We start from the raw sequence: 15,394 nt of genomic DNA on the forward strand, positions 1-15,394 counted from the left end.
TTATTATATTATTGACGGGTTTCTAATAGATTAAACAGCAAACTAGTAATTTGCTTGAATTGTAATAGATAGTTTGTTTTTTTGAGTTACCATTGTGACTTCACCAATCCAGTCTTCAATATCTCCTAGGCTTGGCATAATGTCATAATTTTGGACTAGTCTTGCATCGGTTAATGAGACAAGTACATATGGAAAATCGTCTTCATTTTCTTCATAAACAAGCATATAGATTGTTTCATTCTTTTTAGTAATAAGTACACTACCTGGCGTAATAATTTTAGACCGGTCAAAGGCTGAGGAGTGTTTTAAAGTTAAATTCATATCTATTACCTCATTTCTGCAAATCTAGTAAATTATATGATAGATTTTTAAAATTATGATATTGAGAGAACGAATAAGGTATAAGGGATTAAGTGGAAGAATGACGATGGGCACGACTTGAAAAATGGAATTAAGGTTTAGATTTGGTGTTTAATGCACTTTATTCACAAAAAACCTTGTAGCTGCCACTTGTTTTCAATTGTATAAATCTGTATGATGGTTGAAGAGGTGAAATGATCGAATGGAAAGATTACAGAAAGTTATTGCTAGAGCGGGAATTGCTTCTCGTCGAAAAGCAGAAGAGTTAATTAAAGAAGGAAAAGTGAAAGTAAATGGTCAGGTTGTTACCGAATTAGGTATAAAAGTAAGTGGTAACGATCGTGTTGAAGTGGAAGAGATTCCGATTGATAAAGAAGAACCAGTTTACTTCCTTTTATATAAACCATCAGGTGTAATTTCAAGTGTTTCAGATGATAAAGGTAGAAAAGTGGTAACAGACTTTTTTCCAATGATTAAACAACGTATTTATCCAATTGGTAGATTGGATTTTGATACATCAGGTATCATTCTATTAACAAATGATGGAGAATTTTCAAATATACTTCAACATCCAAAATATGAAATAGATAAAGAATATATCGCAAAAGTAAAAGGGATTCCAACTAAAGAGCAGTTACGTAAATTAGAAAGAGGAATTGTACTTGAGGATGGGAAAACGGCTCCAGCTCAAGTTAAAATGATTTCACTTGATAAAAGCAAAAATACTGCAATTGTAAGACTGATCATTCATGAAGGAAGAAACCGTCAAGTCAAGAGAATGCTTGAGGCAATTGGTACACCAGTTATGAAGTTAAAACGTGAACGATATGCGTTTTTAGACTTGACTGGATTAACTCCTGGTGATGCAAGAGAACTATCACCTCATGAAGTAAAAAAATTAAGAGCAATGGCTACAGCAAAGCCACGCTAATGATAAGTCAGACAATTGATCGCTGCTTTCTTATTTAGTTACCGTTGCTATTTTTCGTCCTTATTTATAAACCGGTTAACACTTTTAGAAGCTGTGTTTTAATTCAATCTGATACCTTATTTTTTCCACTACGACTCGGTAAATACCGAGTTTTTTCTTTGCTTGAAATATTTAATAATTCAGAAAAAAAGATTGAAAATTTAGTCTTTTTTGAAACGTATCAAATTTCTATTCAAGAATAGGAAATAATGATATTCTATCATATGGGAGGAACTGTATATATGAAGAAAAATAGAACGTTAATACGAACAATTATCTTATTAGTTTTGGTTTGTGCAATTGGTTATACTTTTTACATAAATTTCTTTAAGAAAGATGAAGTTATTACTAAAGGTAGTAAAGCACCAAACTTTGCTATGACGGAGCTGAATACTGGTAAGAGTTATACTCTTTCAGGTGAAAAAGGAAAAGGCGTAATTGTTAATTTTTGGGGTACTTGGTGTGAGCCATGTAAGCGAGAAATGCCTTTTATGAATGAAATCTATTCGAAATATAAAGGAAAAGGGATCGAGTTACTAGCAATGAACGCAGATGAATCAAAATTTTCAGTACAAAGATTTGTAAGCGATTATAAACTTGATTTTCCAGTCGGAATAGATAAAGATCAAGAGGTTTTAAATATATATGGTGTTAACCCTTTACCAACTACGTTTTTTGTAAGTCCGGATGGGACAATAAAGAGAATCGTAACTGGTCAAATGACACCAAATTCTTTTGAAAGTTATATTAAAGAAATATTACCAAAATGATGAGTGTACATTAGTAAGGGGAAATAAAATGGAGACTTTTAAATGTGAATGTGGTCATCTTAATCATGTAGGTACTGTAATATGTGAGTCATGTGGTAAACCTCAAGATGAAAAAGCAACCGATATACTTGATATGCGCTATGAAGGGACTGCTAGAAGATCGATCGTTAATAATCAAACTTATATAGATAAAATATGGACGTTTTTTTCATCTGTAAAAGTAGCGGTTGTAATCATCCTAATTACACTAGTAGCAGCAGCTTTAGGTACTATTTTTCCGCAAAGAGATTTACTACCGCCTACTGCGAATCCTGCAACGTATTATCAAGATGAATATGGCATCTTTGGTAAAATATACGATGCAATTGGTTTGGATAATACGTTTAACTCTTGGTGGTTCATGTTACTTGTTGCATCGATTGGGATTTCACTAGTAATTTGTAGTTTAGATCGAATTTTACCACTCTATAAAGCTCTAAACAAACAAACTGTTACTAGACATCCAAACTTTTTAAAAAGACAAAAAATGTTTGGAATTAGTAGAGTTGAACATATTCCAGACGAAATAGAAAAAGCTAAAGTTAATTTACGAAAAAGAGGTTATAAAATTCGTGAAGAAAACGGCAATATCTTAGCAGAAAAAGGTCGTTTCTCTCGTTGGGGTCCATATGTAAATCATATAGGGTTAATTATCTTCCTTATTGGTGTAATGATGAGATATGTACCAGGCATGTATATGGATAAGGCCCTTTGGGTTCAAGAAGGCGAATTAAAACCTGTCGTTGGTACAAACCAAAACTATTATATTAAATTAAATGATTTCCATATGGAAACGTATGATAAAGATAAAGAGGGTAAGGTTTATAAGAAAGCGATTGAGCGCTTTGGAAATGATAAAATTCCTAAAAACTATCAAGCCGATGTGACGCTGTATAAACGCGAAGGAAATTTAATACCAGGAGAAGATCCAAAACTTAAAAAAGTAAAAGATTATAGTATTAAAGTTAACGAACCTCTAAAGTTCCAAAACTTCGCTCTATATCAAGTAGATTATCGAATTGGTGAATTTAGTGCATTTTTATTTACATTACAAAATAAACAAACAGGTGAAAAATTAGGGCCAATCACAGTAGATTTACAAAATCCTAAAGAAGTATATGACTTAAAAAATGGATATAAAGTAGAACTTAAAAATTATTTTCCAGATTTCTATTTTAACTCTGATGGTCAACCTGATACAAAAACAAGAAAACCGAACAATCCAGCGTTTGTATTTAAAATGACTACTCCAAAAACACCAAAAGGTGAAGTAGCATTTGTTGCGATCAAACAAAATATTGAACCAAATGGTGAAAACAAATATAAAATGTCATTTGCAGGTATTGAAACAAAAGATTCAACAGGTTTAACAGTACGTAAAGATTTAACTCTTTGGTTACTAGGACTTGGAGGAGCAATCTTTATGATCGGTGTAATTCAAGGTATGTATTGGTATCACCGACGTGTTTGGATTCAGAATCAAGATGGGGAAGTTTGGGTTGCGGCATTTACAAATAAAAACTATTATGGTTTAAAGATGGAATTAAAGAAAGTGTTTAAAGACACAAAAATAGAATTGCCGATTGATCAACAAGCTAATGAATAGTGTTTAAATAGGGGGAAAATATGTACGAGCTAAGTAGTAATTTTTTATTTATCGCGTTTATTTGTTATATTGTAGCTACTTTCTTTTTTGGCGGCTCGATGAAAACAAATGATAATGGTCCTAATAGATGGGGTACAATTGGAATTACAATTACAATAATTGGATTCTTATCGCAAATTACTTATTTTATATTAAGATGGTTTGCTGCTGGACATGCACCTGTAAGTAATCTATTTGAATTTATTACATTCTTTGGAATGATGTTAATTTTTGCGTTTATCATGATTTATTTTATGTATCGTTTAAATATAATTGGATTATTCGCATTACCTTTGTCAATTATCATCATTGCTTATGCATCAGTATTTCCACATGAAATCAAACCATTAGTTCCATCTTTAAAAAGCTATTGGTTACATATCCATGTAACGACAGCAGCTTTAGGGGAAGCAATTTTAGCTATTAGTTTTATTACAGGACTAATTTATTTAATTAAGAATATCGATCAAAAAGTATCAACAAAGAAAACATTTTGGTTAGAAGCAGTTTTATATTTCTTAGTAACTGTTGTTGGTTTCGTCGTTATTTCAACAGCATTTACTGCATCTGGATACGAAGCAAAATATAATTGGATTAATAAAGATAAAGTACAAGAAGAAATGGTCTATAATCTACCATCAATTGTTGGTCCACATAAAGGTGAATTGACTACAAAAGATCGTTTTGAAGCCCTTGCAGAAGTGCCAGCTATGGTTAATGCTAAGAAATTAAACACTGTAATTTGGTCAATTTTTGCTGGAGCGGCATTATATGCAATCATCCGTTTAATTTTAAGAAAACGAATTGGTGCATTTTTACAGCCTTTTGTACAAAAAGTCGATAGTGAATTATTAGATGAAATCGGATACCGTGCTGTAGCAATTGGTTTTCCGGTATTTACACTTGGTGGTCTAATCTTTGCAATGATTTGGGCTCAAATTGCTTGGACAAAGTTCTGGAGCTGGGACCCAAAAGAGGATTGGGCATTAATAACATGGTTATTCTATGCAGTGTTCTTACATCTTCGTTTCAAACGAAATTGGCAAGGTGAAAATTCTGCTTGGTTAGCCGTACTAGGATTTGCAATTATTATGTTTAACTTAATTGCTGTTAACTTAATCATTGCAGGCTTACACTCATATGCGTAATTAAATAGAGCCCTGTAAAGGATAAACCTTCCTTTACAGGGCTTTTTATCTAATTTATATTTTCGATTCACATATATTTAAATGTGGTTCCTTAAAAATGGTGCACTTACTTCCTAGTTTTTTTTCACTATTTTATGGAAATAATAAATTCTAAGAATTATGTAAAAATGTTCACAAATTATACTAGAATATACAATTTTTATTATGTAAAATTATGAAGAGGGGGTCGAAATTATGGATCAAAATATAAAAATATTAATAGCAGATGATGAGGATCGTATTAGACGATTGTTAAAGATGTATTTGGAACGTGATGGTTATAGTATTGATGAAGCTGAAAACGGCGAGGATGCTTTAAATTTAGCATTGAAGAATGAATATTCCTTAATCGTACTAGATTTGATGATGCCTAAAATTGATGGAATTGAAGTTTGTAGGGAATTACGAAAAACAAAAACAACTCCTGTCATCATGTTAACGGCAAAAGGTGAAGAAACAAACCGAGTTCAAGGTTTTGAAGTTGGTACAGATGATTATATCGTTAAGCCATTTAGTCCGCGTGAAGTCGTTCTTCGAGTTAAAGCTCTATTAAGACGTTCTTCTCCTGTACCGGTATTTACCTCAGACAATTCTTCAGCGAAGGATATCGTTGTGTTTCCGCATCTAACGATTGATAATGATGCTCATAAAGTAATTGTTGAAGGAGAAGAGATCAGTTTAACGCCAAAAGAATACGAACTACTGTTGTTTTTAGCGAAAGCACCTGACAAAGTATTTGATCGTGAAACCTTATTAAAATCAGTTTGGCAATATGATTTTTTCGGAGATTTACGTACCGTAGACACACATGTAAAACGACTGAGAGAAAAATTAAGTAAAAGCTCTGAGGATGCTGCGAAAATGATCGTCACGGTTTGGGGTGTCGGTTATAAATTTGAAGTAGGTCAGGAGTAATGATCGTAAGAAGTTTAGTCGGAAAGCTTTGGCTGACAATTATCTTACTAGTCTCTCTTGTATTATCATTCTTGACCTTTGTCTTAATAGGATTTTTTGAAAAATTTTATATTGACCTTCAAGTACAAAATATGAAAGATGATGCCACAAAAATTGCACAATTAATAGAAAATGGTCAATCAATCTCCAATATTGAGTATTTATCAAATAATATTGTTAGTAGATATTCAAGAGTAATCATTTCTATTGACGGTCAAGAGCCATGGTATTCGAATAATACTTATGGAATACAGGAGCTACCTTTTAAAGAAATAAAAAGTGATGAAAATTTAAGTAAAACGTTAACTGATAATAAAGAGGTCAGTAAAAGACTTGTATATGGTGAAAATAGTGAGAGAGAAAAATTAGTTGTAGGTGTTCCATTACATACAAACTCCAATAATGGAGCTGTATTTATATACCAAACATTACAACCTGTAAAAGTGATGATTCACCAAACGACTAACTTTGTCTTGCTCGCGGCATCTATTGGAATCGTGTTAACAACATTTTTCTCATTCTTTCTTTCTTCTAAAATTACAGCACCTCTTAGAAAGATGAAAGAAGTTGTAAGTAGTATGACTTCAGGGGATTTTAATGTGAAAGTACCAATCCATTCAAGTGATGAAATTGGAGAACTTGCCTATTCATTTAACAAGATGAGTAAACAATTAAATTTTAATATGAATGCATTAAAACAAGAGAAGGAGAAAGTTTCTAATATTATTACAAGTATGGTAGATGGTGTAATTTCGATTGATAAAGAAGGTGAAATCGTGACATCAAATCCACCAGCTGAACGCTTTTTGAAAATGCTTAATGATGATCAATTTGAAGAACCTTCTTCACTTGTTTTAACGAAGGAACTATTAGATTTATTTGTATTAGTAGTCGAAAGTGAGAAAAAGCAATTTATAGAATTAAATTTCGATCAAGGCAATTGGCAAGTTTTAATGTCCCCCCTATATAATCAAACGAATATAAGAGGCGTTGTAGCGGTGATTCGGGATGTTACAGAACAAAGACGTTTAGAAAAGATGAGAAAAGATTTTATAGCGCATGTTTCTCATGAACTACGTACGCCTATTTCTTTATTACAAGGTTATAGCGAAGCGATTGTTGATGGTGTAGCTGAATCCAAAGAAGAGATGCAAGAATTGTCACAAATCATTTATGATGAGTCACTTAGAATGGGTCGATTAGTAAATGATTTGTTAGATTTAGCAAGAATGGAGAACGGATTTACTGAATTAAATAGAGAGTTCGTTCCTCTAGTACAATTTGTAGATCGAATTTTACGTAAGTTTAAAGGTTTAGCAAAGGAAAAAAATATTAAGCTATTTGGAGAAATCGACAACATTCCACAAATAAATATATACATAGATGAGGATCGAATGGAACAGGTTTTTACAAATTTAATTGATAATGCTATAAGACATACGAATGAAAATGGAAGAATAATTGTTTCAGTAAATCAAAATGAACGATCAACTACATTTAATTTTATTGATTCAGGTGCAGGGATTTCAAAAGAAGATTTACCATTTGTATTTGAACGTTTTTATAAAGCGGATAAAGCTCGTACAAGAGGTAGAAGTGGAACGGGTTTAGGATTATCAATCGTTAAAAATATTGTAACAGCACATGGTGGATCGATTCAGGTCTATAGTGAAGTAGGACAAGGAACGACATTTAAAGTTAAAATTCCGCATAATTTATGAATGAACGAAAAAGATGTAGAGTAATCTTGTTTCATATAAAACATATTTCCATTAAGTTTAGAGACAAAAACTCTGCTAAACACACAAAAAAACATATCAAAGGTTAGTAAAATAATAAACATATAAATAAAATAATTGAATTCTTACCCAATTTATCTTACGATTGAATTAATGAAATATTGATGAGTTTAGTGCAAGTATTGCTTAAAAGGGAATCTGGTATAATCCAGAACTGTCCCCGCAACTGTAATGTGGACGAAACGAATAGCCACTGTTCTTTATGAATGGGAAGGTCGGAGTAGGTTGAAGCAAAGTCAGTAGACCTGCTAAATTCATCCTTGTTCAATTCTTCGGGGAGTAAGAATTTGAAGCAGCAGTTGCAAGACTTCTTGTATAAATATGTTGTTTCAGCCCCGTTCAAAACGAATGGGGTTTTTTTATGCTTTCCAAATTATTAGGAGGATTTAAATGAAGAAGTTTTTATCAAGTTTGATCATTATGTTATTGTGTTTAGGATTATTTGGTTGTAATAATGATACAACACAAAAAAAATCGAATGTAAGTAAGAGTGAACAAGCAACTTTTCCAATGACTGTAAAAGATGCAACGAACAAAGAAGTTAGCTTTAAAGAGGAACCTAAAAGAATAGTATCACTTATACCTAGTAATACAGAAATCTTGTTTTCTATTGGTGATGGCAAGGATGTAGTAGGGGTAACGGATTTTGACAATTATCCAAAAGAAGTAAAATCAATTGATAAAGTTGGCGGAAATAATGCTGATATGACATATAATGTTGAAAAAATTATTTCATTAAAACCTGATTTAGTTTTAGCACATGAATCAAGTTTAGGAATTTCTGCTGACGGTTTAGAACAGATAAAACAAGCTGGGATTAATGTTTTTGTCGTAAAAAATGCTGCAACTATTAATGATGTGTATGATACAATTCAACAAGTTGGAGAAATAACTGGAAAAACTGAGCAATCGAAAAAAGTTGTAACAGGTATGAAAACAAAATTAGATGAAATTAGTAAAAAAACAGCTAAAGCAACTACAAATCCAAAGGTTTGGCTTGAAATATCAGGACCACCAGAAATATATACAGCAGGTAAAGGTACGTTCCTAGATGAAATGCTTTCGATTGTACATGCTAAAAACGTAGCTGAAAGTGAAAAAGGTTGGGTAAAGTATAGTGAGGAATCAGCGATTAAAGCGAATCCTGATGTGATTTTAACAACTTATGGATATTATGTACCAAATCTAGAAAAAACTGTAATGGCTAGAAAAAACTGGCAAACAGTAAACGCAATTAAAAATCACCGTGTATATGATGTTAATTCAGATACAACATCTAGACCTGGTCCAAGACTTGCAGAGGGAGTCGAAGCAATTGCAAAGGCGGTTTACCCAGAGCTTTATAAATAATACATATTCAATCTTTTTAATTCCAATTATCTTATTAATCTTTTTATTTATTTTAGGGGTTTCGATAGGGTCTACATCGATTCCCTTTTCTTCGATTATTTCTAGCTTTTCGGATGCTCTATTTAAAACAGATTATGTTCCAACTGATATTCAAACAATTGTCATGAATATAAGAGTACCAAGGGTTTTGTTAGCTGGATTAGTCGGTGCGTGCCTTTCTTTGGCAGGTGTTGCATTTCAAGGTATACTTAAAAATCCATTAGCTGATCCTTTTACATTAGGTGTTTCTTCAGGTGCATCTGTTGGAGCTGTTGTAGTTTTGTTTTTCCAAATAAGCTTACCTTTTGTAACTTATTTCACATTGCCTGTAGTTAGTATATTATTTGGGTTTGGCACACTCATCTTATTATTATTATTTGTTAGAAAACTAGATCGATCCCTAAATGTAGAGACAATAATATTAGGTGGTATCATAATCAGTTCATTTTGTTCTGCATTGTTATCATTATTTATTACATTTTCAAATAATGAATTACGAGCAGTAATTGGATGGTTAATGGGCAATATCAGTGGTAGAGGCATTCAATACTCTCTAAGTTTATTACCGTTTTTAATCGTTTCTTTTTTTATTTTATTTAGTCAAAATAGGCAGTTAGATGCGATGACATTTGGTAGTACAAATGCAAAACATATCGGAATTGATGTGAAAAAATCCACTTATTTAATTTTGTTAACAGGTAGTATTTTATCTGGTGCAGCAGTAGCTGTTTCTGGAACAATTGGATTTGTAGGATTAGTTGTTCCGCATTTTACTAGAACACTTGTAGGGCCATTACATAAAAAGTTACTCCCGTTATCAATGATCAATGGAGCAATATTTTTAATTGGATCTGACATTCTATCTAGGATTGTTCTAGCTCCTAGAGAATTACCAATTGGGGTAATTACATCTTTAATTGGTGCTCCAATATTTGCTTTTATTTTACTATCTTTGAAAAGAAATAGGGGAAAAGTATGATCAAATGTCAAGATATCTCATATTCATATGATGGGATTCATACTGATTTGGATGAACTGTCTTATTCGATTAATCAAGGAGAATGGCTAGGAATTATTGGTCCAAATGGGAGTGGAAAGTCAACGTTTTTAAATATTCTTTGTGGACTTTTTAAGCCGTCTAAAGGAAATGTAATGTTGGATGGAGAATTTGTTACTAATATGTCTAATAAACAAATAGCAAAAAAGATTGCTGTTTTATCACAACAAAATTCCTATACATATTCTTATGAGGTAAAAGAAACAGTTAAACTTGGACGTCTTGCTCATTCGAATTCCTTTTTTCCTAGCTGGTCCACAATCGATGAAACTGCTGTCAATAATGCAATGATGATGACTGGTACAGAGAAGATGGAAAAAAGCTTCATAAATGAAATTAGTGGTGGTGAGCGTCAAAGAGTATTTCTTGCTCAATGCTTCGCTCAGGAAACACCATATATTTTTTTAGACGAACCAAGTAACCATCTAGATTTAATGCATACTATTAAAATTTTAGACGTTTTAAAGGAATTACAAAAACAAGAGAATAAAACGATTGTAACTGTTTTTCATGACTTAAATTTAGCAAGTCTTTATTGTGATCGATTATTAGGATTAAAGGACGGAAAAATTTATATCGAAGGAAATACAGATTCAGTTTTAAGTGAAGATTTATTAAAAGGTTTATATGACACATCATTTCAAATATTAGATAATCCCGAAACAAATAAAAAGGTCATTATTTATAAAAGTAATGTATTGTAAATTAATATTGAAAAAAGGAGAGGTTTTTCATGAAAATTTATACAAAAACTGGGGATAAAGGTCAAACTAGCTTAGTAGGTAAACGAGTAGATAAAGATGATTTAAGGGTAGAATCTTACGGGACAATTGACGAAGTAAATACAATCGTTGGGTACGCAATGACATATTTAGATCATGAAGATACAAGAGATATTTACAATTCACTTCAAAAGATCCAACATGAACTATTTGATTGCGGTGGAGATTTGGCAGTAGTAAAGGATAGCATCCCTTTTAAAACGACAGAGAAAATGGTAGAAGAGCTTGAAACATTAATTGATGAATATATGGAAGCAACTCCCCCATTACAGCGTTTTATTTTACCAGGTGGGTCAAAACCTGCTGCAATCATTCATCAAGCAAGAGCGGTAACGAGACGTGCAGAAAGAACAGTCGTAACATTAATGAAGCAAGAAAATATTCATCTTCCAGTATTTTTATATTTAAATCGACTATCTGATTATTTCTTTGCACTTGCAAGGGTAATCAACACACGTTTAAATATTAAGGATGTTGAATACGAACGAGGAGCAATCGTATTTCGAACTGATAAAAAATAAATAAGAAAAATAGCGATTGAATAGTTAAATTTTTCTAATCAATCGCTATTTTTTTGTATAAATAAGTTTTTTCTATCATAGAATGTTTGAGTGTATGTTTTAGTAAAAGTACTTCTTGGCGTTTATATTTTAGAATTGCTCAATTCATCTTAAGTAATATACATAAAAAAGAGTTAGGGTCTGATTTAAGCGCTTAGTCCAATTTATTTCTAAATTACTAAAGGTCAGTCCTCGAGTTATTTGACTGATTAAACACTTTTCACATTTCTTTAGATAGGAGGCAAATAATGTTTGATTTTCTTAGGAGATGTTTGTTGATTGTTGTGTTTGTTTTAACGATTGGTCTTTTATTTATCGGTGGAAATCGAGAGAAATTAAAGGATATAATATTAGATAAAAATTTTCATGAATTAAAAATTGTTTCAAATCCTTAGCCGTTTATTTTGGATTTATAAGTTTCATAATTAGGGTTGAAGCACAGATTAGTTGTAGAACTTCTAATGTAAATGTAATTTACTAATAAATTTGGTAAAGTACATTTATATGTGAAGTTCTATTTTTAATTTTAAGGAGAAAAAAATGACTAATATATGGGATCCAGCAATTGTAATGGAAGACGAAATAGCGAAAGAAATAATAAAGATCCAATTTCCAAATATAAAAATAAACGGAATAAAAAAAATTGGCGAAGGGTTTGATAATACAGTTTTTTGTTTAAACGATGAAATTTTACTAAGATTTCCACGAAGAGAAATAGCTGTAGCAATTTTAAATGTTGAAAGAAAGTTACTCCCAATTATATTTAATCATTTTGAATTGAAGACAACGGTACCAATACTCGATGGAAAGCCATCTGAATTATTTCCTTGGCCATTTTTAGGATATAATTTTATTGCAGGAAAACCTCCAATTTATTTAAATAGAACTGATAGAATATTAATGATTGAACCAATCGCGAATTTCTTGAAAAATTTACATTCAATAAATTTCGATGAATTAAAGGATATAAATTTACCGTATGATGAATTGAAGAGATTAGATATAAACTTCCGTAAACCTCAGGCTAAAAAATATATTCAACAGGCAATACAGAAGAATCTAATTGAAGATGAACAGAAACTTAATCATTTTATTGAAAGCTTAGTTGAAATTAAAAGTGAGACAACTTTAGTTCTTGTTCATGGTGATTTACATTTTAAGAATATGATTGTTAATGAACAAAACCAACTTAAAGGAATTATTGATTGGGGTGATGCTCATATTGGTAATCGTGAATTAGATTTATCCATTGTTTATAGTCTAATTCCGAACGATATGAGAGGGGAGTTTTTTGAGATTTATGGTAATGTATCGGAAGCGTCAAAGAAACTTGCACAGTTTAGAGCTGTCTTTACAACAGTTGTTCTGTTGTTATATGCAAACGATCAAAGAGATGAGTCGTTAGTAAGTTTTTGTCAAGAAAACCTAAGTAATGCTTTAAATGATTAGTCGGAGATTTTTATTTACAAACTGTATTTAATTTAGTAACATTAAACTGTAATTTAATAAACGATCTATCTTCGGGGCGGGGCGAAATTCCCCACCGGCGGTAATTAAGCATTGCTTATAAGCCCGCGAGCCTGATTTTTTGGGCAGGATCTAGTGCGATTCTAGAGCCGACAGTATAGTCTGGATGGGAGAAGATGGAGGTTCGCAAGTTCAAAAATTTTTTCTTTTTGAACGCTTATTTGGCGTGCTGAAAAATTCTCCCCTATTTCGAAAAAAATAGGGGATTTTATTTTATTTGCATAATTTTATACTATTTTTCATTATTATTTCGGCCTTATTATAATCTGTGCAAATAATAACGCAACTTAAGCGAACCTTTCATTTTTCTTGATATGATCGGGAAAAAGGAGAGAGGTAATATGCAACAACGCAACAAAGTAAATAAAATGGTGATAGTGGCAATGCTTAGCAGTATTTCTTATGTACTCATGATGCTGTACTTTCCACTTCCTGCATTTCCAGTTTGGCTTACAATTGATTTTAGTGACGTTCCAGCATTAATAGGAGCAATTGTTTTTGGTCCTGTAGCAGGAATAGGAATAGAGTTAATAAAAAACATCCTTCATTATGTTATTAATGGTAGTATGACTGGTGTACCGATTGGAGAATTTGCTAATTTTAGTGCGGGAGTATTATACATTTTACCTGCGTCGTATTTCTTTAGAAAATATCGTTCAGTAAGAGGGTTAACTCTTGGATTAATTGTTGGTACAGTAGTGATGACTGGAATATTAAGTCTTTTAAATTATTTTGTGTTATTACCTGCATATGCACATTTCATGAATTTTAACCTACCAAATGAAGTAATTGTTGCTTCAATTATGCCATTTAATGCAATTAAAGGTTTATTAATCATGATCTTATTCTTAGTTATCTACCCTAAATTAAAGGTTTGGTTAACTCAAAGAATGAATGTCCATAACGTATAAATAAATGAAAGTGTCTACTAAATTTTGGTAGACACTTTTTGTTTTATGTACCTAATTTGAATGAAAAGATCATATTTATTTTATAGGAGAAAAAAAGAGAACCATCTATCGAATGATAGATGGTTTAGTTGTTAATTTTTTAACTGGGAAGTTAACAAAAGAAACAGTTGTTCATTGCGTTCATCAAGTGCTTTGTCGATTTGACATATCAGAAGTTTATGCGAAGTTTGAGCTACAAGCGATGAAAGAAACGCATCGATTTCTGCTTGAACTTCCTCATTTGATTCAATGGTAGTTGTCGAAAACGGATTAGTATCTAAGATCAAAGCGTACTCGATCGGCATCACATCAAATATCAACTCAAGATAAAACTTTGTTTCCTTCCCATGCAAGCGAAGTTTATGGTAAATCGATTCCGACGAAAGATCGACTCTCTTATTATTTTCATAATAAGAAAACGGAGGGTGGGAGTTGTTATCCTTTCGAAAATTAAAGACAATGCCATTTGGTGTACTCTTTGCATCCTCTACAAACGAGATGTTTGTAAGTACATCATCAACAGCAAGGAGAAATTGTAATATCAATTCGATGTCTTTTTTTACCTGTTTTTTCTCTAAGAACTTGTTTAAAAACGTCTTTTTCTCGGTAACTGTCATCTGTTCCATGCTGTTCATCCTCTCATGATGTTTTATTTATTATAGCAATTTATTAGATAATTCTGAATATGTAAAATAAGGAAATAATTAGCCTCATCACAACAATTTGGCACACTGTCTTATGTATGTTTTGATCGAATTCAAAAATATCGTGGCTCAAAACAGAAGACAAAAATGAATGTTTCTATAACATTTTCTTAATGAACTAATTCAAGGCGCATATTAAAAAACACGAGCAATACGGATAGCTCGTGTTTTTTTTTTATAAATAAAAAAGCGACGAAATAACTTCGCCGCAGTTTTTACTATTCGAATTTTAAAGCGTCGCCATCGAATGCTTCGTCAGCAACTTTGATTGAGTCTGTTGGGCATCCTTCAAATGCATCCATCATGTCATCAACTAAAACGTCCGGAATTTCAACGATTCCTTGGTTATCATCTAGAGTAACGTATGCGATCCCTTCATCATCATAGTCATAGATATCAGGTGCAGCTGCGCCACAAGCGCCACATGCGATACAAGTGTCTTTATCAACGATTGTATATTTTGCCATTGTATTGACCTCCCAAATTATTCCCTGTTTATGTTACAGATACTATTTTTGTAATGTACCTGTAAACATTTTAAAACGGTTTCCAAAACTTTTCAATATAATTGTACAAGGTTTTGAAAAAAACGAGAAATGATGAAACCTCAAATAAAATAAATAATGATTTTTATATGTTTAAAATGGTTTGGTTATTGATACATATGATAAGCTAGAAGAAATAAAAACTATTTAGAAAAA

16 protein-coding genes and 2 riboswitches are annotated in these 15,394 nt (G+C 31.9%); of the genes, 13 read left to right on the plus strand and 3 right to left on the minus strand.

The genetic code is table 11. From position 1 onward, the window contains the following. Positions 1–42 precede the first annotated feature (42 nt). On the minus strand, positions 43–321 hold the full coding sequence (locus tag COE53_RS15705; protein WP_069031832.1) for a hypothetical protein: 279 nt from the start codon (positions 319–321) through the stop codon (positions 43–45). Positions 322–562: 241 nt separating this feature from the next. Here COE53_RS15705 and rluB point away from each other — a divergent pair, with 241 nt between their 5' ends. The 13 genes from rluB to COE53_RS15765 all read left to right on the plus strand — a co-directional run bounded on the left by rluB (position 563) and on the right by COE53_RS15765 (position 13,950). Beyond that, a complete protein-coding gene (gene rluB / locus COE53_RS15710; protein ID WP_069031833.1) occupies positions 563–1,291 on the plus strand; it encodes a 23S rRNA pseudouridine(2605) synthase RluB in 729 nt (242 codons plus the stop codon). Positions 1,292–1,572: 281 nt separating this feature from the next. Next, on the plus strand, positions 1,573–2,100 hold the full coding sequence (resA, locus tag COE53_RS15715) for a thiol-disulfide oxidoreductase ResA (RefSeq protein WP_069031834.1): 528 nt from the start codon (positions 1,573–1,575) through the stop codon (positions 2,098–2,100). 28 nt (positions 2,101–2,128) lie between these two features. Beyond that, entirely contained in the window at positions 2,129–3,745 is a 1,617-nt protein-coding gene (resB, locus tag COE53_RS15720; protein WP_069031835.1) for a cytochrome c biogenesis protein ResB, read from the plus strand. Positions 3,746–3,765: 20 nt separating this feature from the next. Then, positions 3,766–4,932: a c-type cytochrome biogenesis protein CcsB gene (ccsB, locus tag COE53_RS15725; RefSeq protein WP_069031836.1), complete on the plus strand. Its 1,167-nt coding sequence runs from the start codon at positions 3,766–3,768 to the stop codon at positions 4,930–4,932. Between the two features lie 234 nt (positions 4,933–5,166). Beyond that, positions 5,167–5,886: a response regulator transcription factor gene (locus tag COE53_RS15730; RefSeq protein ID WP_025672290.1), complete on the plus strand. Its 720-nt coding sequence runs from the start codon at positions 5,167–5,169 to the stop codon at positions 5,884–5,886. Further along, positions 5,886–7,646, plus strand: a complete 1,761-nt coding sequence (locus tag COE53_RS15735; protein ID WP_098948371.1) for an ATP-binding protein — start codon at positions 5,886–5,888, stop codon at positions 7,644–7,646. The genes COE53_RS15730 and COE53_RS15735 overlap by 1 nt, the downstream gene beginning before the upstream one ends. Before the next feature lie 172 nt (positions 7,647–7,818). Further along, a riboswitch (cobalamin riboswitch) is annotated at positions 7,819–7,991 on the plus strand. Between the two features lie 123 nt (positions 7,992–8,114). Next, positions 8,115–9,074, plus strand: a complete 960-nt coding sequence (locus COE53_RS15740) for an ABC transporter substrate-binding protein (protein WP_069031838.1) — start codon at positions 8,115–8,117, stop codon at positions 9,072–9,074. Beyond that, positions 9,040–10,092 carry a FecCD family ABC transporter permease gene (locus COE53_RS15745; RefSeq protein WP_069031839.1) on the plus strand — a complete coding sequence of 351 codons (1,053 nt, stop codon included), beginning with the start codon at positions 9,040–9,042 and terminating at the stop codon, positions 10,090–10,092. The genes COE53_RS15740 and COE53_RS15745 overlap by 35 nt, the downstream gene beginning before the upstream one ends. Next, positions 10,089–10,874: an ABC transporter ATP-binding protein gene (locus COE53_RS15750; protein ID WP_069031840.1), complete on the plus strand. Its 786-nt coding sequence runs from the start codon at positions 10,089–10,091 to the stop codon at positions 10,872–10,874. Before COE53_RS15745 ends, COE53_RS15750 begins: the two co-directional genes overlap by 4 nt. Positions 10,875–10,903: 29 nt before the next feature. Beyond that, positions 10,904–11,473 (plus strand): cob(I)yrinic acid a,c-diamide adenosyltransferase, encoded by a 570-nt coding sequence (locus tag COE53_RS15755; RefSeq protein WP_069031841.1) that lies wholly within the window; start codon positions 10,904–10,906, stop codon positions 11,471–11,473. A gap of 287 nt (positions 11,474–11,760) precedes the next feature. Then, a complete protein-coding gene (locus tag COE53_RS24040; protein WP_175403423.1) occupies positions 11,761–11,907 on the plus strand; it encodes a hypothetical protein in 147 nt (48 codons plus the stop codon). Between the two features lie 145 nt (positions 11,908–12,052). Beyond that, positions 12,053–12,961 carry a phosphotransferase gene (locus COE53_RS15760; protein ID WP_069031842.1) on the plus strand — a complete coding sequence of 303 codons (909 nt, stop codon included), beginning with the start codon at positions 12,053–12,055 and terminating at the stop codon, positions 12,959–12,961. Positions 12,962–13,024: 63 nt separating this feature from the next. Further along, positions 13,025–13,161: riboswitch (FMN riboswitch) on the plus strand. A 219-nt stretch (positions 13,162–13,380) separates the two neighbouring features. Continuing rightward, on the plus strand, positions 13,381–13,950 hold the full coding sequence (locus COE53_RS15765; RefSeq protein WP_069031843.1) for an ECF transporter S component: 570 nt from the start codon (positions 13,381–13,383) through the stop codon (positions 13,948–13,950). A gap of 131 nt (positions 13,951–14,081) precedes the next feature. On the opposite strand, the gene COE53_RS15770 is transcribed toward COE53_RS15765, so the two are convergent. Both COE53_RS15770 and COE53_RS15775 read right to left on the minus strand, forming a co-directional pair. Next, on the minus strand, positions 14,082–14,615 hold the full coding sequence (locus COE53_RS15770; protein WP_069031844.1) for a YpiB family protein: 534 nt from the start codon (positions 14,613–14,615) through the stop codon (positions 14,082–14,084). A 296-nt stretch (positions 14,616–14,911) separates the two neighbouring features. After that, positions 14,912–15,160, minus strand: a complete 249-nt coding sequence (locus tag COE53_RS15775; RefSeq protein ID WP_025672247.1) for a ferredoxin — start codon at positions 15,158–15,160, stop codon at positions 14,912–14,914. Between the last annotated feature and the right edge of the window lie 234 nt (positions 15,161–15,394).

It is taken from the genome of Bacillus sp. AFS029533 (assembly GCF_002585125.1).
Lineage (GTDB): Bacteria > Bacillota > Bacilli > Bacillales > Bacillaceae_G > Gottfriedia > Gottfriedia luciferensis_B.